Source organism: Thalassospira sp. NFXS8 (assembly GCF_040148805.1).
Taxonomy (GTDB): Bacteria; Pseudomonadota; Alphaproteobacteria; order Rhodospirillales; family Thalassospiraceae; genus Thalassospira.
Window position 1 is genome coordinate 675,374 of sequence record NZ_JAGEMF010000002.1, and the last position, 26,180, is coordinate 701,553.

Consider the following 26,180-nt stretch of genomic DNA (forward strand, 5'->3'; position numbering starts at 1 on the left):
TTGACAGCGGCAGCCAATCAGGATGATGGCACGGGTTTTACCGACCCCAGCTTGGAAGATGTGCTTGATACACGCACGGAAAATGGTTCCGCAGCGGGTGATGGCGCCACAGTGGATTCCAGAAATGCCGGGGCGTCTCCTGCACAGGTGCCGCAATCAATTGCGACCCAGGTTTTTACCAACATTCAGAATGTTATTGGCAGCGCCTATAACGATGTGCTGATTGCCGATGGCTCAACGCTTAGCCTTGATGGCGGGGCGGGCAACGATACGCTGGTGGCCGGTGAAGGCAACGACCATTTGACAGGCGGGCATGGCCGCGACCTTTTTGTTTTGCAGCAGGGTTTCGGGCAAACCACGATTAGCGATTTTGACCCGTCGCAAGATTCCCTGTCGCTCGGGGGGACGGGCGTTAAAACAGTTCAGGATCTGATCAGCCTTGCCCATGAAGACGCCGGAAATGTCATTATTACATTCGATAATGGCGATCTGCTGGTGTTGCAAAACCTGACACTTGCCGACCTGCAAGCCGTGTCGATTGTTGATGCTGGTGACACCGTCGGTCTGGCCGATGGCAGCACGATTACCCTGCCTGATCTTTCATCCCTCAATTACATCGAAGGCAGTGCCGATGATGACGTGATCGCCGGAACATCGGGCGATGATGCGATCAGCGGTGGAGGCGGCAATGATGTTGTCGACGGTGGCGATGGCAATGACAGCCTGTCCTATTGGGGCCAGCTTGACGGTGTTGATGTTGATCTGGGTGCAAGTACTGCCAGCAGTTCCAATGGCCGCGATACGGTTTCTTTTTCCAATATCGACAATGTTGCCGGATCAAATGGCAACGATACGCTGCGCGGCGACGCCAGCGACAACATCCTGTATGGCGCAGGCGGGGACGATACATTTTCCCCAGGCGGTGGCAACGATCAGATCATCGGCGGCGACGGCAACAATACCATTGATTACAGCGATGCCGAGGGCGGCGTTGTGGTGGATGTGCGTTCCGGTCAGGGCGAAATTACCAATAATACCGATGTAACTCCGGCGGATGAACCGGCTGATACGTCGGGCAACAGCGAAACCGATAGCGGATCTGCCAACGAAAGCACCAATGGTGCAACGGATGGCGAACCGGTCAGGGGTGACGGTAGCAACGACACCGTCGGGTCATCGGGGAATGACACGACGGGTGGCGATACCAGTACAGGTGAAACTGGTAACGGCGACACCGATGCTGGCACGGGCCCAGATACGAATGACGGATCCGGTGACAACACAGGTTCCGGTGATACCGGTTCAACAGATGGCTCGGGGGATACATCTGGCGAGGCAGCAACCGGCGACGGATCGACAGACGGTGGCACCGATGGTGCCACAAATGGCGGTGGTGAAACGGCGGGAGATAACGGCAGCAACGACACCGATGCTGGCACGGGCACGGATGCGAATGACGGATCCGGTGCCAACACAGGTTCCGGTGATGCCGGTTCAACAGATGGCTCGGGGGATACATCTGGCGAGGCAGCAACCGGCGATGGATCGACAGACGATGGCACCGATGGTGCGACGAATGGCGATGGTGACACGGCGGGGGATAACGGCAGCAACGACACCAGCGGGTCATCGGGGGATGACACGACAGGTGGCGATAACAGTACAGGTGAGACCGGCAACGGCGACACCGGTGCTGGCACGGGTACGGATGGGAATGACGGATCCGGTGTCAACACAGGCTCCGGTGATGCCGGTTCAACCGATGGCTCGGGGGATACATCTGGCGAGACTCCAACCGGCGACGGATCGACAGACGATGGCATCGATGGTGCCTCGAATGGTGATGGTGACACGGCGGGCGGTAACGGCAGCAACGACACCAGCGGGTCATCAGGGGATGACACGACAGGTGGCGATAACAGTGCGGGTGAAACCGGCAACGGCGACACCGGTGCTGGCTCTGGCCCGAATACGAATGGCGGGTCCGGGGAGAATGACGGTTCCGCTGACGTAGGTTCAACAGATGGCTCGGGGGATACATCTGGCGAGGCATCAACCGGCGACGGATCGACAGACGGTGGCACCGATGGTGCGACGAATGGCGATGGTGACACGGCGGGGGGGAACGGCAGCAACGACACCAGCGGGTCATCGGGGGATGACGCGACAGGTGGCGATAACAGCGCGGGTGAAACCGGTAACGGCAACGCTGATACTGGCACGGATACGGATGGGAATGACGGATCCGGTGACAACACAGGCTCCGGTGATGCCGGTTCAACCGATGGCTCGGGGGATACATCTGGCGAGGCAGCAACCGGCAACGGATCGACAGACGGTGGCACCGATGGTTCGACGAATGGCGATGGTGACACGTCGGGTAGTAACGGCAGCAACGACACCAGCGGGTCATCAGGGGATGACACGACGGGTGGCGATACCAGTAAGGGTGAAACCGGTAACGGCAACGCTGATACTGGCACGGATACGGATGCGAATGATGGATCCGGTGACAACACAGGCTCCGGTGATGCCGGTTCAACCGATGGATCGGGGGATACATCTGGCGAGGCAGCAACCGGCGACGGATCGACAGACGGTGGCACCGATGGTGTGACGAATGGCGATGGTGACGCGTTGGGTAGTAACGGCAGCGACGACACCAGCGGGTCATCGGGGGATGACACGACAGGTGGTGACAGTGATGCCAGTGAAACCGATGAAACCGGCGAAGATGGCAGCGACGGCGACAATGGAACTGACGGCACCACGCCGAGTGATAATGTTCCAACGCCTGGTCGTGACATTGTGCATGGCAGTGCCGGGGCCGATACGCTGGCCGGGGCTGATGGCAATGATACCTTGCAGGGGGGCGACGGCGATGACGTGCTTGATGGCGGCAATGGCGCCGACATTTTGCAAGGCGGTGCTGGAAATGATTCCCTGACCGGTGATGCCGGTGATGACGTGTTGCAGGGGGGGGACGGCGATGATTTGCTGGATGGCGGCACGGGCAATGACATTGTGCAAGGCGGTTCGGGCAATGACAGCCTGATTGGCGGCGATGGCAATGACGTTGTGCAGGGCGGCGCTGGTGACGATTATTTGCGCGGTGGCCTGGGTGATGACCAGTTGCAGGGTGGTGAAGGCACGGATACCGCCGATTATGGCGATGCCATTGGGGGTGTGCGGGTTGACCTTGCCAATGAAACCGCGACGGGTGGTGCCGGGAATGACATTGTTCAGATGGTTGAAAATGTTGAAGGGTCATCCTTTGACGATCATTTGACCGGTGATGACGGCAATAACGTTTTGTCGGGCGGTGATGGCATTGACACCCTGACAGGCGGCGCTGGCGATGACACCCTGACCGGCGGGGCGGGTGTTGACGATATTCAACTGACCGAAGGTTTTGGCAACGATATCGTTACCGATTTTGAAACCGGTGCCGATATTATTGATTTGTCGCGCCTGGCTGTGTCTGATTTTGCCACTCTTCAGAGTATGATGAGCGATGATGGCAACGGCAATACCATTATTGATTTTGGGGATGACGGATCGTTGACATTGGAAAATGTCGATGCGTCGTCGTTAACGCAGGATAATTTCCGTGGTTTTGGCCGCATTTTTGCCGATGATGCCGATGATTCGGTTGCCGGTACAAGTGGCGATGATGCCATTTACGGGTTTGACGGCGACGATACCCTGCGGGGTGGCGCGGGTAATGACGTTCTGTCGGGCGGTGATGGTAACGATGTTTTAAATGGTGGCGCGGGGGATGATACCCTGCGCGGCGAGGAAGGCGTTGATACCGTTGACTATTCGGATGCTGCCGGCAGTGTAAATGTTGATCTGGCGGCAGGAACGGCTACCGGTGCTGCGGGCAATGATGTTCTGGACCGGATCGAAAACGTTATCGGATCAGATTATAACGACACCTTGAATGGCGATGGCAGGGTAAACCGGCTTGAGGGCGGTGCTGGCAATGACGTGATCACCGGCGGCGGTGGCAATGATGTGCTGGATGGCGGTGCAGGGGATGACAGTTTTGTCGGTGAAGCAGGAAATGACACCTATATTGGTGGCAGCGGCACCGATACCCTTGATTTAAGAGCGCGCGACACAGCACAGAATGTTGACCTTGCCAATGGCATTGCCACCGACACATCGACCGATGAAATTGACAGTGTTAGCAGCGTTGAAAACATCCTTACTGGCAGTGGCAACGATGTTGTAAAGGGCGATGCCGCCAATAACCACCTGCAAACCGGTGCTGGTGACGATACATTGGCTGGCGGGGGTGGCGATGATATCCTTGACGGTGGCGATGGCAGCGATACCGTTAGCTACGCAAATGACGGTGCTGTTCAGGTTGACCTTGCCGCAGGCCATGCCGACCTTGCATCAGGTAGCCAGACCCTTTCAAACATTGAAAATGTTACCGGTTCGGCCGGGGATGACCATATTTCGGGCGATAATGGCGCGAATATTCTAAATGGTGGTGCCGGTAACGATGTGCTGGTGGGGGCCGGAGGTGATGATACGCTGATTGGTGGTTCCGGCTCCGATACTGCAGATTATTCGGCTAGCAACGCTGACTTGTCGATTAACCTGGCAAATGGCACGGCGACCGGCGAAGGCAACGACACGTTGCAATCGGTGGAAAATGTTATTGCTGGTGACGGCAACGACATTATCCATGGCAACGGCAGTGATAACAATATCGATGCCGGTGCGGGTAACGATACCGTTTTCGCCAGCACCGGGGCGGACGTGCTTGAAGGTGGCAGCGGCACCGATACCCTGTCCTTTGGCGATAGCACTGGCGGTGTCACCCTTGATATCGGTAGCGGCACGGCCACCATTGGCGATTCCACCACCAGCTTTTCCGGGTTCGAGCAATATGAAGGTTCGGCGGGTGCCGATACCCTGACGGGTAGCGATGCCGCCGACACCATCCGTGCCGGTGCCGGGAATGACACGATTGATGGCGGGGCAGGCGATGATGTGTTGTCGGGCGGTGCCGGGGCAGACAGCTTTGTGGTTTCCAGCGCCAGCGGTAACGACCTGATTACCGATTTTGACCCGACCAGTGACATCCTTGATATTCAGGGCATTGACGGGCTGGAACTGTTTGCCGATGTGGCCCCGCTGATTGGTGAAAACGCCCAGGGTTTTGCCACCATTACTGTTGGCGATAGTGTTATTACGCTGGAAAATGTAAGTCCGGATGACCTTACCTACCGGAATTTTGCCGGTGTACGGTCGCTGGAAGGCACGCCTGATGCCGATATATTGCAAGGAACCAATCGCAGTGATGTGATTGATGGCCTGGCCGGGAACGACACCATTGACGGGTTTGGCGGCAATGACACAATTGATGGCGGGGACGGCAACGATATTGTTTCGGGTGGCGATGGTAACGACCTGATTGACGGTGGTGCCGGTGCCGATAATTTAAGCGGTAACGCCGGAAACGATACGATCACCGGCGGTGATGGCAATGACATTGTATCGGGCGGAGAGGGTGCTGATCTTCTTGATGGTGGCAGTGGTAATGACGTGCTTTTGGGGGGCGCAGGCGAGGATACCCTTACTGCCGGGGACGGCGATGATACTCTTTCCGGTGGTGCCGGAAATGATGTGCTTGAAGGCGGCGAAGGCACCGACACCGCAAGTTATGGCGATGCGACCGGTGGTGTGAATGCCGATCTGAGCCAGGGTACAGCCACAGGTGCCGCGGGTAATGACAGCCTGAATGGCATCGAAAATCTTGAAGGATCGAATTTTAACGATGTCTTGGCGGGCGATGCCGGTGACAATACTTTGTCGGGTAACGGCGGCAATGACATCCTGCATGGTGGCGCGGGCGATGACCTGCTGCGAGGTGGCGCGGGTAATGACACTGCCGATTACAGTGATGCTGACGGGGCGGTAACGGTTGATCTGGCCGCGGGTACTGCTGAAGGCGCCGCTGGCAGTGATATTTTGCAAGGCATTGAAAACGTTACCGGTGGTGTGGGTGATGATACCCTTCTTGGGAATGATAGTTCCAATACTCTGTCAGGCGGGGCGGGTAATGATGTGCTGTCGGGCGGCGGCGGCACTGACACCCTTTTGGGTGGCGCAGGCGACGATATTTTAAATGGCGGTGCGGGCAATGACGTTTTAACCGGTGGCGCGGGGGCTGACCAGTTTGTCTTCGGGGCCGATCAGGGCAACGATACTATCACCGATTTTGACCCGGCAGCCGACTTTATTGACCTGTCGGGCTTTGATGTTCCCAATTGGGAAGCCTTGCGCCTTGCCATTGGCAGCAACGATGCGGGTGATGCCGTTATTCGTCTTAACGGCCAGGAACTGACCCTGACGGGGGTTTCGCCCGACGCCCTGACGGCGGCGAATTTTAACGATATATCCTCGTTGGGCGCCACCGAAAATGCTGACCGGATCACCGGGACCGATTTTGCCGAAATGATTGACGGCCTGGCGGGCGATGATGTGATTTCAGGCGGTGGCGGCGATGACGTTATTTTGGCCGGGGCAGGTAATGACACGCTGATTGGCGGTGCCGGGGATGACAGCCTTGATGGTGGTGCTGGCCGGGATATGGCCGATTATGCCGACACTCGGGGCGTGGTTGTTGACCTTGAAAATGGTATCGCAACACAATCCGGTGGTGAAACCGACCAACTGACATCGATTGAAGATATTAACGGATCCGGCTTTGCCGATACACTTATCGGCGATGCGGCCGATAACAGCCTGAGCGGCAATGGCGGCAATGATGTGCTGGCAGGCGCGGGCGGTGATGACGTTCTTTCCGGCGGTGCCGGGGCCGACAGCCTTGATGGTGGGACCGGTAACGACATTCTTGATGGCGGGGCTGATAATGACCTGATTTCCGGCGGGGCCGGAGATGACATTATTACCGGTGGCGATGGCGATGATTTGCTGCGCGGCGGTTCAGGTGATGACACCATTGATGGCGGTGCCGGAAATGATACTGTTGCCTTTGATGATGCCACGGGGGGCGTCAATGCGGATCTGACCACAGGGCAGGCAACAGGCATTGATGGTAGCGATACCCTTGCCAATATTGAAAATCTGACCGGTTCGGATTTTGACGATGTGCTGTCGGGCGACGGGCAGGCCAATATTTTGCAAGGCGGTGCCGGGAACGACGTATTATCCGGTCTCGACGGCGACGATACCCTGGTTGGCGGGTTGGGTGACGATACGATTTCGGGCGGTGAGGGCAACGATACCGTCAGTTATGCCGATGCCGGAACCAACGGCGTTACTGTTGATTTATCGCAGGGAACGGCCACCGGCGCAGCAGGCAACGACCGGCTTGACGGTATTGAAAATATTACCGGGTCTGACGGCGACGATATTCTAGCCGGGGATGACGGGGTTAACCGGATTTCCGGTGGTGCGGGCAATGATACCCTGCGTGGTGGCGCGGGCGACGATACCCTGTCGGGCGGTGAAGGTGCCGACCTTTACAAGGTTGCTGCCGGTGACGGCCATGATCTGGTTACCGACTTTAACGTTGCGACTGATCGCATTGATGTTGGCGAACTTGATATCGATACCTATGGCCGCTTGCGCGAAAATATGACGGTCGATGCCAATGGCAACCTGGTGGTTGACCTGGGTGATGGTACCAGCATGACCTTGCAGGGTGTTGGTCTGGACGATATTTCGGCCGCCAATTTTGTTGGCATTCACGATATTACAGGGACATCGGGCGACGATATTCTGATCGGCACGTCAGCGGACGACACCATGTCGGGGCTGGAAGGCAACGACACCATTATTGGTCTGGATGGTAATGATTATTTGCTGGGCGGGGATGGTAATGACCAACTGACCGGCGGCATGGGAAGTGATTATATCGATGGTGGTGCAGGAACAGATACCGTTCATTTTGATGATGCCACAGGTACCGTTAACGTTGATTTAAGTGAAGGGACAGCCACCGGAGCAACCGGTAGCGATACCCTTGCCAATATTGAAAATGTCGTTGGTGGATCGGGCAATGACATTTTACGTGGCGATGGCGCCAATAATATTCTGGATGGGGGTATTGGAAGCGATACCCTGGCCGGTGGCCTTGGCGATGATACCCTGTTTGGCGGCAGTGGCACCGATACTGCGGATTATAGTACAGCCAGTGGTGCGGTAAATGTTGATCTGGAACATCTGACTGCCACCGGTGCGGCAGGTAATGACAGCCTGGTCGATATTGAAAATATAAATGGCAGCCAGTTTGCCGACACTCTGGCGGGTAGCAGTGTTGACAACGTTCTGATTGGCGGAGCGGGTGACGACAGTTTTATTGGCAGTGAAGGTAACGACACCCTGCGCGGTGATTCCGGTATTGATACCGTCAGTTATGGCAATGCCAACGGTGCGATGACCATTAATCTGGCGCAGGGCTCAGCCATCGGCATGGGGAGCGATCGCCTTGATTCCATTGAGAATGCCAGTGGTTCTCAATATGGTGACATCATTGTCGGCAGCAGTCTTGCCAATACGCTAAGTGGTCTTGCCGGGAATGACACAATTTCCGGCGGGGGCGGCGATGATACCCTTCTGGGTGGTGCCGGAAATGACCTGCTTGATGGTGGCAGCGGCTCGGACGTGATCGATGGCGGCGACGGGGTTGATACCGTTAGCTATGCCAGTGAATTGGGCAACGCGGTTTCGGTTAACCTGGCAACTGGTGTCGGGGTAACAAACAGTGGTACCGACAGCCTGACAAACATCGAAAATGTTATCGGGTCGGCCCGAGACGATATTATTGGCGGCAATGATGCCATCAATACTCTGGTCGGCGGTGCAGGCAACGATACTTTTCTGGGCAGTGCGGGCGATGATGTGCTTCAGGGTGGGGTCGGGTCCGATACCGTTGATTTCAGCAATGTTGGCGCTGCGGTTACTGTTGATTTGGCCGATGGCACCGCGACAGGTGATTTGGGCAATCAAACCCTTGAAAGCATTGAAAATGTAACCGGCACCAATTTTGATGACCATTTGTCGGGTAGCAGTGTCGATAATATTATGCGCGGCGGTGCCGGTAACGATATCATTAATGCCCTTGGTGGCAATGACACGGTGTCGGGCGGGGCTGGCGATGACGTGATTGATGCCGGTGCCGGAAACGACGTGGTTAGCGGGGGTGCCGGAAATGATATTCTGGCGGGCGGTGCAGGCACCGATACGCTCGATTACAGCGAAGCCACCGGAGACGTCACCATTGACCTGGCACAAGGTGTTGCCAGCGGTGCAGACGGAAACGACACCGTTTCCGGGTTTGAAAATGTTACCGGGTCTGCCTTTAACGATACCATTTTCGGCAACAGTGCCAACAACGTGCTAACGGGCGGGGCCGGAGACGACACCCTGACTGGCGGTGCGGGCAACGATATTCTTGATGGCGGCGTGGGCAACGATCACTTCCTCGGCGAAGCGGGCGACGACGTTTATATTGGCGGTGCAGGGCAGGATGTTCTTGATTACAGCGCAGCAAATGGCGGTGTGACTGTTAACATTGCTGCGGCAATCGCCAGCGGTGACGACATTGGTCAGGACCGTTTTTCAGGGATCGAGGAAGTTGTTGGTTCGGATTATGCCGATACCCTGACGGGCAGCAACGATGCCGATATTCTGCATGCCGGAGCGGGCAATGACACCGTTCTGGGCGGTGGTGGTGACGATTCCCTGTTTGGCGATGCAGGCGACGATTATATTCGTGGCGGTGACGGGGCCGATGTGATTGATGGTGGCGACGGTATTGATACCGTTAGCTATGACACGGCCACATCGGGTGTTAATGCCAACCTTATGACAGGCAAGGTCAGCGGCGGTGATGCCGATACGTTGACGAATGTTGAAAATATTACCGGTTCCGGGTCAGACGATGTTTTGACCGGCGATGATGGCAACAATATTCTCAATGGTGCAGCAGGCAACGATGTGCTGGCAGGTGGTGCTGGTAACGATGTGCTGCTGGGCGGTACTGGCGATGATACGCTTTCGGGCGGTGCCGGTGTTGACACGCTTGATGGCGGTGCGGGGATTGATACCGTCGATACATCGGCACAGGGCGGCGACCAGGTGGTTGATCTGGCGCAAGGCACTGTCACCATCAATGGCGAAACTGACAGCCTGGTGGATATTGAAAACATCACCACGGGCGCAGGAAACGATATTATTACCGGCGATGCCGGGGCCAATATTATTATGGCTGGCGCGGGTGATGACCAGATCGACGGCGGGGCCGGTATTGATACTGCGTCCTATCGCAATGTTGACGGTTCTGTCACCGTTGATATGGCAGCCGGAACGGTAAGTGGCAGCGGTGCCGGTACCGATACCCTGACCAATGTTGAAATTGTTGAAGGCACAGATTCCGCCGACAGCTTTATCGGCAGTAGCGGCAGCGACACCTTTGTTGGTGGTGCGGGGAATGACTGGTTCGATGCAGGCAGCGGCAATGACCGCTTAACGCTGGGCGCGGGGAATGACACGGTTGTGTTTAACCCCGGCGATGGTAATGACACCATTACCGATTTTGAGGCCAGCGGCGACGTGATCGACCTGACCGCCTTTAATATTGGCGGCTATGATGCCTTGAAATCGATGTTTGGCACCGATGCCAATGGTAATTTGACGATCAGCCTGAATGGCACTGACAGCATCACGCTTTTAAATGTTAATCCCGCGAATTTGAGTGTGGATAACTTCAAGGGCGTTGATGCCCAACTGGGGACGGAAAATGCCGATGAGCTGACCGGCACCAGTGGCAACGATATTATCAATGCCCTTGACGGCGATGATACCGTCTCAGCAGGGCTGGGCGATGACCGTGTGATTGGCGGCGCCGGTAACGATACGCTGGATGGTGGTTCAGGCGATGACACCCTTGTTGGTGGTCAGGGCCGCGATGATTTGCGCGGCGGTGACGGGGTTGATACCGCTGATTATTCCAACGAAAGCAGTGGTATTTCGGCTGATTTGTCGCAAAACACCGTTATCGGTGGGGATGGCGACGATACGCTTGATGGTATCGAAAATGTGACCGGTACCCTGTTTGACGATGTGTTGCGTGGCGATAGTGGCAACAACGTGTTAACCGGCCTTTCAGGGGATGACATTTTTGAAGGCGGGGAAGGTGACGATACCCTGCTGGGCGGTGATGGCAACGACACTGTTGATTATTCATCCGCGGCAACCGGCACGCATATTGACCTTGAAAACGGTACCGCAACAGGCCAGGGCACCGACAGCCTTAACAGCATTGAAAACGTGATCGGGTCGGATTTTAACGACGTGATCAAGGGCAGTGCGGCAAATAACACCGTTGCTGCCGGCGGCGGGAATGATGCCATTGATACGGGTGCTGGCGATGATGTGATTGATGCCGGTTCCGGTGCTGATGATATTAATGCCGGTGCCGGGAATGATACCATTTCGGGCGGATCAGGCGACGATGCTATTGATGCCGGCGAGGGTAACGATACCCTGCGCGGCGGTGAAGGCGACGATGTGTTGCAGGGTAATGCCGGGCAGGACTGGATTTATGGTGATGCGGGCGACGACATCATTGATGGTGGCGATGGTAACCACGACGTAGCCGATTATTCCGAAGTTGATGGCCCGGTTGTTGTTGATCTGGTGAACCAGTATGCCAGTGGGGCCGCTGGCAACGATATTGTGCGCAATATCGAACATGTTATTGGCACCGATTATGCCGACACCCTGATTGGCAGCGATGGTGTTAGCACGCTGGATGGCGGATCGGGCAATGACACCCTGATGGGCGGGGCGTCAGATGACGTGATTATCACCGGTGATGGCGACGATATGGTTGTCGTTAAACCGGGCGGTGGCAGCGACAATGTGACCGATTTTGACCCCGAACATGATAAAATCGATCTATCGGCCTATGGTATTGAAACCTATGAAGATTTGTCGGACCGCATGTTTAACGATGCGTCGGGCAATGTGGTTATTTCGCTGGCACCAGGCGAAAGTCTGACGCTGGAAGGTGTTGATATCAACGACCTCGGGCCGGGCAATTTTTATGGCTATGTCACCATCGAAGGCACGGAAAACGACGATATCCTGAATGGCAGCCAGCTTGATGATGAAATCAATGCGCTGGATGGCAATGATATTATCGATGGTAAGAACGGCGATGACGTGATCAATGCCGGTGCTGGCGATGACACCCTGATTGGTGGTGCGGGGGATGATACCCTGCGCGGTGGCGATGGCAATGATACGGTTGATTACGGTGATACCAATACCGGTGTGACGGTTGATCTTGGTGCCGGAACGGCGACTGGTGCCGCAGGCAATGATGTGCTTGATAGCATTGAAAATGCCACCGGCGGCAACGGCAATGACGTTTTGATTGGCGATGAAAACGTCAATATTCTGGATGGCGGAGCGGGTGACGATACCATTTTGGGTGCTGGCGGCGATGACACCCTGATTGGCGGCATTGGCAACGATACCCTGTCTTATGAAGATGCGAATGGCGGGGTTGATGTTGACCTTGCATCGGGCACGGCTGGTGGTGCTGCGGGCAACGATGTTATTTCCGGGTTTGAAAATGTTGAAGGTTCTGCCTTTGACGACACCATAACCGGCAACGCACAGGACAATATTATTTCGGGCGGTGCCGGGGATGATGTGCTGGCTGGCGGGGCGGGGAACGATACCGTTCTGGGCGGCGAAGGTAACGATACCCTGCAAGCCGGTGCCGGGAATGATACGCTGGCCGGTGGTGCGGGCACCGATATGGCCGATTACAGCGACCGTGATACATCGGTTACGGTTGACCTTGCCGATGGTACGGCGCAAAGCGCACAAGGCAATGACAGCCTGATCGATATTGAAGGTGTCACCGGCGGTGCCGGTGACGATACGCTGGCCGGTTCGGATGGCGATAATATTCTTGTTGGCGGTGCAGGTGATGACAGCCTGTTTGGCCGCGATGGTAACGATACGCTGGCCGGTGGCCTGGGCGCAGATCTGATCGATGGCGGCGCTGGCAATGATGTGCTGCATTTTGAAACCGACAGCATCGCCGATACCAGCGACACGACCGACAATGTTGGCAGCCCAACCAGTGCCGGAACCGGTGAAATAGCCGATATTTCCGGCAAAAACCTGTCATCGGACAGTTTTGTGGGCGGCGCTGGCGTTGATACGCTGGTGGCGGGTGATGGCGATGACGCCATTATTCTGGATCATGACCACGCCAATGGCGGGGCGGACCAGCCATCACTTGTCGATATTGAAAATATTCAGGCCGGTGGCGGCGATGATGTTGTTGACCTGACCAGCGAAAAATTCAGCTATGGCGATGTCACCATTGATGGTGGCGACGGCAACGATACCCTGTGGGCCAATGATGGCAACGATGTTATTTCCGGCGGTGCCGGGGATGACAACATTCGTGGTGGCGCAGGCAACGACACCATTGATGGTGGCGATGGCAATGATGTGATCGATGGCGGCGCCGGTGCCGATACCTTGCTGGGTGGTGCCGGTGATGACAGCCTTTCGGGCGGTGCAGATGCCGACACGCTTTCGGGCGGTGCGGATGCCGACACGCTTTCGGGCGGTGATGGCAATGATGTGCTCGACGGGGGAACTGGCAACGACGTGATCGACGGTGGTGCCGGTGCCGATACCTTGCTGGGTGGTGCGGGTGATGACAGCCTTTCGGGCGGTGCGGATGCCGACATGCTTTCGGGCGGTGATGGCAATGATGTGCTCGACGGGGGTGCTGGCAATGATGTGATCGATGGTGGGATCGGCGATGACGTTGTGCGTGCCGGTGCGGGCGACGATGTTTTGTTGGGTGGCGCTGGCACCGATACCCTTGATTTGGCCGGAGCCAATGGCGCGCAAATTGACCTTGCCAATGGCACAGCGGCATCAGATGCGACAGGAACCGACAGTATTGACGGGTTTGAAAACGTTATTGGGACCGAGGGTGACGACACCGTTATTGGTAATGATGAGGCCAACCTGATTGATACCGGTGCGGGTAACGATACCATTTCGGCCGGTGCCGGGGATGACCATGTAATTGCCGGAAGCGGCGATGATACCGTGGCAATGGACGCGGGGAACGATACCCTTGAAGGCGGCGATGGCACCGATACGCTTGATCTTTCCGGCACGACAGGCGGCGTTGATGTTGACCTTGCAGCGGGCACGGCCAGCGGTGAGCAGACCGGCTCTGACATCATTAACGGCTTTGAAAATATTACCGGGTCGGGTGCAAACGACCAGTTAACAGGCGATACCGGGGCCAACACCATTGATGGTGGTGCGGGTAACGACATGATTGCCGGTGGGGCTGGCGATGATGTGCTGATCGGTGGGGCCGGAAACGATATTATCGATGCCGGATCAGGCAACGATGTGGTGTCGGGTGGTTCCGGCAACGACACATTTGTCTTTGCCGATGGCACCGACCACGATGTGGTGACCGACTTTACCCCGGGGCAGGATGTTATTTCACTGCCCGACAGTAACATTACCACCTGGACCGATTTGCAGCCGCTTTTGGGCAGCAATGATGCCGGGGATGCTGTGATTAACCTGCCGCAAGGCGGCACGGTAACCTTGCAGGGTGTTGCGGTTGACCAGCTTGGCCCCGACCAGTTTGACGGGGTGCAAAATGTTGGCACACCGGGTGACGATACCCTGACGGGCACCGACGGCGATGACAGCTTTGATACCATTGGCGGTAACGACACGGTTAGCGCGGGTGCGGGTAACGATACCGTTGCCGGGGGAAGTGGCAATGACACCATCGATGGCGGCAGCGGCGACGATGTGCTCGATGGCGGCGACGATGACGACCATCTGAGCGGCGGCACCGGCACCGATACCCTTTCGGGCGGGGCTGGCGACGATGTATTGCAGTTTGAAGGCGACAGACAGGGCCAGACGGGCAATCAGACCGACCATGCCGGAAGCCCCGGCATGCCGGGTACCGGCGCGATTGCCGACCTCGATGGCAAGGGTCTTAGCGATGATCGTTTTGATGGCGGCAGTGGCACGGATACCTTGCTGGGCACATCGGGCGATGATGCCATTATTCTCGATGGCGATCATGCGGGGGGCAGCGATGCCCCGGCGCTTAGCGATATTGAAGTGATTGATGCCGGTGATGGCAACGACGTTGTTGATCTGACCAGCGGCAAATATGCCTATGGCGACACCACACTTGATGGTGGTGCGGGCGATGATACGTTGTGGGCCAATGCGGGCAACGATACCTTGTTGGGCGGCGCGGGTAACGACGTCCTTAATGGCGGTGCAGGTAATGATGTAGTTGACGGCGGTGCCGGAAACGACACGCTGGTTGCCAGTTCCGGCAATGATACCCTTGTGGGCGGTGATGGCACCGATACGCTGGATATGGCGGCGGCAAACGGGGCGACGGTAAACCTGGCAACGGGCATCGCATCTTCGGGGGCGACCGGCACGGATCAGCTTTCCGGGATTGAAAATGTCAGCGGCTCTGCGGGCAACGATACCCTGACCGGTAATGACGGGGCCAACAGCCTTGCCGGGCTGGCAGGCAATGACGTGATAGACGGCGGTGCCGGTAACGACGTGATTGATGCCGGTGCGGGCGATGACACGGTTGTGGCTGGTGCCGGTGATGACCTGCTTATTGGCGGGGACGGCACCGACACCCTTGATATGACCGGTGCCGGTCAGGCCCATGTTGATTTGTCCGCCGGAACGGCGACGGGCGATGCCAGCGGCACAGATACCCTTTCGGGCTTTGAAAACGTTATTGGCTCTGCCGGGGATGACATTATCGCCGGGTCGGAGGGTGATAACGTTATTAATGCCGGTGCAGGCAATGACAGCGTTGCTGCTGGGGCCGGAAACGATACGGTTGATGGCGGCGCAGGCAACGATATTCTTGATGGCGGAGCTGGCGACGATCTTTTGTCCGGTAATGATGGCAATGATAGCCTGCTGGGCGGTCTGGGCAATGATACCTTGTTGGGCGGTGCCGGAAATGATGTTCTTGACGGTGGCGCAGGCAATGATCAGCTTTCGGGCGGGGACGGCGTTGATACCCTGCTGGGTGGTGTCGGTGATGACAGCCTTTCAGGCGGAAATGATGCCGATACGCTTTCGGGCGGCGACGGGAACGATATTCTCGATGGTGGCGCAGGCGACGACCAGCTTTCTGGTGGAGACGGCGTTGATACCCTGACGGGTGGTGCCGGGGATGATGTGCTTGACGGCGGCGCAGGTAACGACCTGATCAGCGGTGGCGACGGGGCAGATACGCTTTTGGGTGGGGCTGGCGACGACAGCCTTTCGGGTGGTGCCGGCAATGATGTGATTAACGCCGGTGCCGGCAATGACATTATCGATGGCGGGGCCGGGGCCGACACGCTGGTCTTTGCCGATGGCACAGACCATGATGTGGTAAACGGCTTTACCGTTGGCGAAGACGTTATTTCCCTGCCTGATGACAATGTTTCAAGCTGGACCTTGTTGCAGCCCTATCTGGGTGAGAACGACAATGGCGATGCCGTCATTACCCTGCCGCAGGGCGGAACGATTACCCTGACCGGTGTAGCCCTTGCCGATTTGAATGCCGATGCCTTTGACGGTGTGGAAAATGTTGCCACCGATGGTGACGATACCCTCGGCGGTGGTGATGGCGACGACACGATTGATGCCGGTGCCGGTAACGACACCCTGACCGGCGGCGATGGCAACGACACGCTGGGCGGTGGTGCCGGAGACGACAGCCTTGATGGCGGTGCGGGCGATGACAGCCTTGGTGGCGGTGATGGTGCCGATACGCTGGGCGGTGGTGATGGTGATGACACCATCGATGGCGGCAGCGGCGACGATGTGATTTCGGGCGGCGATGGCGAGGACACACTGGGCGGCGGCGAAGGCCGCGATACCGTATTGGGCGGTGCTGGCAACGATACCCTGCATTTTGAAGCTGACCAGACTGGCTCGACCACAGACAGTACCAACAATGTTGGCAGCCCCGGCGTTGCCGGGACCGGCGATGTGGCATCGCTGAATGGTGCCGGGCTTAGCGACGATGTGTTTGATGGCGGCGATGGCATTGATACCCTGCAAGGGACCAATGGCAAGGACGCCGTTATTCTTGATGATAATCATGCCAGTACCAGCAATGGTACGCCGGGTATTGTTGACGTTGAGGTTATCAATACCGGTGCAGGCGACGACGTTCTCGATTTAACATCAACCCGGTTTGGTTATGGCGATGTCACGGTTGATGGCGGCAGCGGCGACGATACCCTTTGGACCAATCAGGGCAACGACACCATTGTCGCCGGTGATGGCAATGATGTCGTGCATGGTGGAGCCGGGAACGACGATATTTCCGGTGGTGCCGGGAATGACCGCCTCGATGGCGGCACCGGCGACGACGTTATTGATAGTGGCATGGGCAATGATACCCTTGCCGGTGGTGACGGAAATGACAGCCTTGCCGGTGGCGAAGGCAACGATACGCTGGACGGTGGAGCCGGTAACGACAGCCTTTCGGGCGGTGCCGGAAATGACGTGATTGCCGATGGTGCGGGCAATGACACCGTTTCGGCCGGTGATGGCAACGATACATTGCTGGCTGGTGCGGGTGACGATGTGCTGGCGGGCGATGGCGGGTTTGACACGCTTGATATGTCGCAGGCGCAATTGGGTGCGACGGTTAACCTGCAGGAAGGCACAGCTGTTTCGGCGCAAACCGGGCACGATACCCTAAGCGGTATTGAAAATGTCACCGGTGGTGCCGGGCGTGATTTCATTACAGGCAATGATGTTGGCAACCGCCTTGACGGTGGTGCCGGGCATGACGTGGTGACCGGCGGTGCCGGGGCCGACCATTTGCTGGGCGGCAGCGGTAACGATGTGCTCGATGGGGCCGCGGGCAATGACAGCATTGATGCCGGAACCGGCGATGACTGGGTTTATGCCGGTGCAGGCGATGACATTTTAAATGGCGATGCCGGGATCGACACCCTGGATATGAGCCGCGCCATTGGCGCTGTTACAGTTGATCTGGCCGCAGGTACCGCCAGCAGCGGTTCCACTGGTAATGATACTGTTTCCGGTTTTGAAAATGTGGTTGGCGGTGCTTCGGACGATACCTTGCTGGGCAGCAATGGCGACAATTCGCTGGCCGGTGGTGCGGGCAATGATCTGCTTGATGGCGGCATCGGGGACGATACATTAACCGGTGGTGCCGGCAATGATGTGTTCCGTTTTGCCGATGGTGTTGATGATGATGTGGTAACCGACTTCACCCATGGTCAGGATACCATTTCCCTGCCCGATAGCGGCTATATCAGCTGGACGCAATTGCGCGAACAGATGGTTGATGACGGCCATGGCAACACCATTATCAACCTGCCTGCCGGTGGTACAGTTACGCTTCAGGGCGTTGCGCTTGGCACGTTGGGCGCAGATGATTTTGTCGGTGTTGCCGATGGTGGCACTGCCTATGACGACAACCTTGCCGGGGGCGAGGGCGACGATGTTATCGACGGGCTGGATGGCAATGACACCATTGCCGGTGGTGCCGGTGACGATACCCTGTCGGGCGATGGCGGTAATGATACGTTATCGGGCGGCACCGGGGATGACACGGTTTTCGGTGGCGATGGCAATGACAGCCTGGGCGGCGATGCCGGTAACGATACCCTTGCCGGTGGCGCTGGCGATGACAGCCTTGCTGGTGGTGCCGGTGATGACAGCCTTGCGGGCGGTGATGGCAACGATACGCTGGGCGGCGGCGATGGGACTGATCAGCTCGACGGTGGTGCGGGCGATGATGTGTTGCAATTTAATGCCGATGATCAGGCCGATGCGGGCACAACCACGCAAAATGAGGGCAGTCCGGGTGTCAGTGGCACTGGTGATGTCGCCGATATTGGCAACCATGCCATTTCGGCCGACAGCTTTATCGGTGGCGATGGCAACGATACGCTGCAGTTGTCGGACGGCAATGATGCGCTGGTGCTTGATGGTGGTAAACTGGGGCTGGGCGGTGAAGGTACCACCGAAACCCGCAGCTTTGGCCTGACCAATCAGTCCACCCCTGATCAGGTGCAATCGGCATGGTCCGGTGCCGGGCTTTATGCCTATGATTTCGGGGTTTCGGTGACCGATGAAAACGGCAAGCTGAACCTGGGCGCCGGGACAGACACCATTTCCTATGATGGCAACGGCATTGGCAATAATGGTGGCAGCCCGGCGAGCAGCCAGATCAACCATAACGGCCAAACCGGACAAAGCGAAAGCATCGTTGTTGATCTGGGCGCGGATTCTGTCCGTGCGACGATTCAGGTTTCCAACATGCTTAAAGGGGAATCCGGTGGGGAAACCGGCAGTTGGCAGGCATTTGATGCCGATGGCAACCTTGTTGCGACGGGCGATTTGAACGCGGATACCATCGATTACACCAGCGGCGATGTTGGCACAGCCGAAATTTCCGTGCTGGATGCCAGCGGTAACCCGGTTTCCTTCCGTTACCTGTCCTTTGCGGCCGAACCTTATGGCAATGGCGCACAGGGCAGCGACAGCAGCGATTATTTCCTGCGGTCCATTCGCTTTGATGCGGTAACCGAGGCACCGGCAGGCGCGCAGATTGATGGTATTGAAACCATCGCCGCAGGTAATGGTAATGACGTGGTCGATTTGACCAGCGACCATTTGACCTATGGCGATGTCGTTATTGATGGCGGTAATGGCAACGACACCCTGTGGGCCAATGCCGGTAACGATACCCTTCTGGGCGGCAATGGTTTTGACAATCTGTATGGTGGTGCCGGGAACGATACGCTGGATGGCGGGTCTGGCAACGACATGCTGGATGGCGCATCGGGCAATGATTACCTGATTGGCGGCGTGGGTGCCGACACCCTGCGCGGTGGCTTGGGGGATGACACCATTTATGGCGGCGGTGATGTTGATACCGTGCTGTTTGATGATGCCATTTCGGGTGTAAATGTTGACTTGTCGGCCAATACCGCCACCGGTGGTGCGGGCAACGATGTGTTGCAATATGTTGAAAATGTTGTCGGTTCGGACTTTAACGATACGATTAACGGTAACGCATCGGCCAATGTTCTGAACGGCGGTGCGGGTGATGACACCCTTTCGGGTGGTGCAGGCAACGACACGCTGATCGGTGGCGAAGGGCGCGATACCGCTGATTACAGCACATCTGGCAGTGGCGTAACGGTTAACCTCGCCTCGGGCTCGGCCCAGGTAGGGGCCGGCGAAACCGACCGGCTGTCCTCGATCGAGGATGTGATCGGTTCATCAAAAGATGACGTTTTGACCGGCAATGCGGGCGATAACCTGCTTGATGGCGGGGCAGGTAACGACACCCTGTCGGGCGGCGACGGGGCCGATACGCTTTTGGGCGGTGCCGGAAACGACACCCTTAAAGGTGGCGATGGTGCTGACAGCCTGTCAGGTGATGCTGGCAATGATACCCTTGATGGCGGTGCCGGAAATGACCAGCTAGACGGTGGCGATGGTGCTGATACCTTGCTTGGTGGAAGCGGCGACGACGTTCTGGGCGGTGGCGACGGGAACGACCTGCTTTCGGGCGGGGAAGGTGCCGATACGCTGCTGGGCGGAGCAGGCGATGATGTGATTGACGGTGGCGATGGCAATGATCTGCTGTTGGGTGGCGAAGGGGCTGATACCCTGATCGCGGGTGCCGGTGATGATATTGTCGATGGCGGGGCCGGGGCTGATACCCTGATTTTTGCCAATGGCAGCGACCACGATGTGGTACGCGGATTTAGCCTGACCGAAGACCACGTTTCCCTGCCGGACCTTAACATTGGTAGCTGGTCCGAACTTAAAGGCATGATTGCTGACGATGTGAACGGCAATGCGGTGATTTCATTGCCGCAGGGCGGAACGATTACGTTTGAAGGTATTTCGGCATCGCAACTGGGGCCGGATCAGTTTAACGGCATCGAAAATGTCGCCAGTGCGTTTGACGATACTCTGAGCGGAACCGATGGCAATGACGTGATCGATGCCCTTGGCGGTGATGACAGTGTTGCGGCCGGGGCCGGGGATGACACCTTACTGGGCAATAGCGGTAACGATGTGCTTGATGGGGGCGGTGGTAACGACACCCTTGCAGGTGGCACCGGCACCGATACGCTGATTGGCGGCGCGGGCGATGATGTGTTGCAGTTTGCCGGTGACCATACCGGGACGGCCCATGATGATACCGACCATGCCGGAAGCCCTGATATAGATGGTACCGGCATTGGCGTGTCGCTGGATGGCAAGGAACTGTCGGACGATGTATTTGCCGGCGGCGATGGCGTTGATACCCTGGCCGGTACAGATGGCAACGATGCCATTATCCTTGATGCGGACCATGCCGATGGCACGGCACAAGCCGGTATTTCGGGCATTGAAGTGATCAATGCCGGGGCGGGCGACGATGTGGTTGATCTGACCAGTTCGCAATATGGTTATGGCGATGTTGTGGTCGATGGCGGCAGTGGCAATGATGTTTTGTGGACCAATGCGGGCAACGACACCATTTTGGGTGGCGACGGCAATGACATAACCCATGATGGCGCTGGCAATGATGTGGTCGATTCCGGGGCGGGCGATGATACCCTGATGGGCAGTGCCGGTGCCGACACCCTGATGGGTGGCGACGGTATTGATACGGTTGATTACAGCCATTCCACCCAGGGTGTGGAAGCCTATCTTGGCGGCACGGATGGCAATGCCCGCAACCCGTGGGCAGCGAATGAAGGGCTGACGGGCGATGCTGCAGGCGATGTTTTGTCGGGCATTGAACGGGTTATTGCCTCGGCCCATGACGATTACATTTACGGCAACAGCCAGGACAATGTGGTTGATCTGGGCGATGGCAACGATGTGTTTGATAATATCGAGGCCGATGTCAGCACCGATACCATCGATGGCGGCCTTGGCAATGACACCATATGGGTGGGCAATGGCGACGATATCGTTCATGGCGGCGCAGGCAATGACGTTTTGTATGGCGAACTGGGTGACGATACCCTCTATGGCGATGCCGGACGCGATATTCTAAATGGCGGCGGCGGCAATGACAGCATTGATGGCGGTTCTGGCGATGACACGATTCAGACCGGTTCCGGGGCTGACCATGTGATTGTGACCAGCACAGAAGGTCATAAGCTGGTAACCGATTTTAATACCAGCGAAGACAAGGTGTCGCTGGCCGGGGTTGGCATTACCGAGTGGTCCGATCTGGCCCCGCGCCTGTCCGAGGTTAATGGCAACCTGGTAATTGATCTGGGTGAAAATGGCTCGCTGACCCTTAAGGGCGTGCATTTGCGCGATATTGGTGCCGATACATTTGAAGATGTTGACGGCTTTGTCGGGGCCACGCCGTATGACGACGTTTTGTCGGGCACAACCGCGGGCGATTATATTGATGCACTGGCCGGGGACGACGTTGTTGAAGGCGGTGCCGGTGATGACACCCTGATCGGCAATGACGGCAATGACCAGATTTCCGGCGGGTCGGGTGATGACACCATTCTGGGTGGCAATCAGGATGACGTGCTGGATGGCGGTTCAGGCGATGACTGGATCGATGGTGAAGACGGCGAAGATGTTATTTCCGGTGGTGATGGCAACGATTCCCTGTTTGGCGGGGCTGGCGACGACGTAATCGACGGTGAAGGCGGGCAGGATTACATTGATGGCAAGGACGGCGACGACCATTTGATTGGCGGGGCCGAAACCGACACCATTTTTGGTTCTGGCGGCAATGACTGGATTGAAGCAGGCGACGGCAATGACGTGGTTTCGGGTGGCGACAACGAAGATTTGATCTTTGGCGGTGCAGGCAACGATACCCTGTCGGGCGATAGCGGCAACGACACCATTGAAGGCGGTGCCGGCAACGACATTATCACCGGTGGTGATGGTAACGACCTTTTGGCCGGTGACTGGAACAATGGTGGCGGGGATGACACCCTTTCAGGCGGGAATGGCGACGATACCCTGTGGGGTGGCGATGGTAACGACACCCTGAGCGGCGATGCCGGAAATGATTACCTGCTGGGAGGCGATGGCAATGACACGCTGGACGGTGGTGCAGGCAACGACACCTTTACCGGTGGAGCTGGCGACGACACCATTGTTGTTTCCAACAATGCCGGGAACAAGGTTGTCACCGATTTTGCCATCGGACAGGACAAAATCTCGCTCGTGGCGATGGGCATTACCGACTGGTCGGACCTTGCCAGCCACATGTCGCAGGTTGGCAATGATGTTGTCATTTTCCTGAATGGCGAAGGCACGTTGACACTTGAAGATGTCCGCCTTGAAAACCTGAGTGCTGATTCCTTTGTCGGTGTGACCGGCAGCAGCGGCCCAACCGAATATCGCGACGTGCTGTATGGCACCAGCAACAATGATTCCATCGCCGCCCTTGCTGGCGATGACACGGTCATGGGCCTTGGCGGGCAGGATACCCTGCGCGGTATGGATGGTAACGACACCCTTTACGGCGATGACGGTGACGACCGCCTTTATGGTGATCAGGGCAATGACCGTCTTGAAGGCGGTAGCGGCCAGGATCGCCTTGAAGGGGGTGATGGCAATGATGTGCTGCTGGGCAATGATGGCGATGACAGCCTGCTGGGTGGCACCGGCGATGACACGCTTGATGGTGGCCAGGGCCAGGATCGTCTGTTTGGCGAGGATGGTAACGACACCATTCTTGGCGGTTCGGGCGATGATTCGATCAAGGGGGGTACCGGCCACGACGTTCTGAACGGTCAGGATAATAATGACCGTATCTGGGGTGACGACGGCAACGATACCCTGTTTGGCGAAAATGGCGATGACTCGCTTTATGGCGGCACCGGCAATGACGTGATCGATGGCGGTGCCAACAATGACCGCCTGTGGGGCCAGGATGGTAACGACACCCTGTATGGTCAAAGCGGTGATGACAGCCTGAACGGTGATAACGGTAACGATGTTCTTGATGGCGGTGATGGTAATGACCGCCTGTGGGGCGGTAATGGCAATGATACGCTAAGCGGTGGTGCGGGGAATGACAGCCTTGATGGCGGGTCGGGCCGTGATACCGCAAGCTATGCCAATGCAGGTGCGGCAGTGGCTGCTGATCTTTCGGTGCATACGGCATCGGGCGGGGCAGGTCAGGACTTCCTTAATTCGATCGAGGATTTGATTGGGTCAAACTTTGCTGATGCCCTGTTTGGCGATGACGGGGCGAACCTGCTTTCGGGCCTTAATGGTGATGATTTGCTATCGGGCGGGGCGGGCAATGATGACCTGCTGGGCGGTGCCGGAAACGATACTTTGTGGGGCGGTAACGGCAATGACTACCTTGCGGGCGGTGACGGCAATGACACCCTGTGGGGTGGTGCCGGGCAGGACCAGCTTGATGGCGGTGCCGGTAATGACGTGTTGCAATATCACGATGATGCCAACTGGTCTTCGGCCAATGCCGTGCGCGACATGGGCGATCCGGGCGCCGATGGCAGCAACGTTCAGGTCAATCTGAACGGCTATCACCAGTCGAACGACATTTTTAACGGTGGCGAAGGCCATGACACGCTGGTGATGTCTTCGGGTAATGATGCCCTGATCCTGCATGACGACCTTTCAGCACCGGGGACAACGCCACGCATTTCCGGGGTCGAGGTGATTGATGCCGGGAACGGTAACGATATTGTTGATCTGACCAGTTCAACCAACAGCTACGGCGATGTCACGATTGATGGTGGCACGGGCGACGATATTTTGTGGTCCAATGCCGGGGACGATGTGTTGATCGGCGGGGATGGTAACGACACCCTGCATGGGGGCAGCGGTAATGACCTGCTTTCGGGTGGTTCCGGCCAGGATGTGCTGGATGGTGGTGCGGGCGATGATGTGCTGCAATATAACGCCGATGGTCAGTGGAACAATCAGTGGTATGCCCATAATGACGGGGCACCGGGTGCTGACAGCCACAACAACACCGGCGGTTGGGGGCATTTCTTCCATCATGGCAATGGCTATGGTCACGGCGATGGTGGTGACAGCGGCACCGGCGATATGGTCAATCTGGATGGCTACAACCAGTCCAACGACATTTTCGAAGGTGGCGACGGGCACGATACCCTGCAAATGACTGATGGCAATGATGTTCTGTTCCTGGATGATACGACAAGTGATCCGGGCACATCACCGCGTATTTCCGGGATTGAAGTGATTGATGCCGGTGACGGGGACGATATTGTTGATCTGACCAGCCAGAATGAAAGTTACGGCGATGTCACGATTAATGGTGGCAATGGCAATGATGTGATCTGGTCGAATGCCGGGGACGATGTTCTGAGCGGTGGAGCAGGCAACGACACGCTTTATGGTGGTTTGGGCGATGATACGCTGTCGGGCGGTGCGGGCTGGGATCAGTTTGTGGCGGGTGATGTGACCGGCCATGATGTGATTACCGATTTCACCGAAGGCGAAGACATCATTGATCTAAGCGAGTGGAACTATAACAACTTTAACCAGATCGAAGCCGATATGCACCTTGATGCCAGTGGGCAAAACCTGGTGATTGACCTGGGCCATGACGCATCGATTACGTTGATGGGCATTGACCATAATCTTAAGGCCGATGATTTTAATTTCCACGGCTAGGCCGTAATAAACCGGTTGCTAAAACAAACCCGCAAATGCCCGGCATTTGCGGGTTTTGTGGTTTGGTTGGGGTGCGTCGGGCCATGTTTGTAATGCTGACCTGTCCCGGTCTGTACTGTCCCCCCCTTTCCTTACTCACACGTGTATTTGATCGATATGCGCAAACTTACAGACGAAACGTCGCAAACTTCCCGTTTTTAGCTTTGGGGTTCTGTTAGGGTAATTCCAAATGAACCTTTGGGTTTTCCATCGCACGTCTTTCAGGCTGTCTTTTCCTACAGGGGCCGTTTGAAAGGGATGAAGCATAATCAATAGTGTGAAGTCACCGTTTTGGTGCTTCGCCCGGCAAATTCAAATAATCGACACCGGATTTGCGTGTTGCTCCGGCAGCAGGTGAATGACGCAAAACAGGGTATTTT

General features: G+C 56.9%; 1 protein-coding gene. It reads left to right on the forward strand.

Annotated elements, in window-relative coordinates; all coding sequences use genetic code 11:
• A complete protein-coding gene (locus tag J4E05_RS12370) occupies positions 1-25,761 on the forward strand; it encodes a hypothetical protein (RefSeq protein ID WP_349595971.1) in 25,761 nt (8,586 codons plus the stop codon).
• Positions 25,762-26,180: the final 419 nt, after the last annotated feature.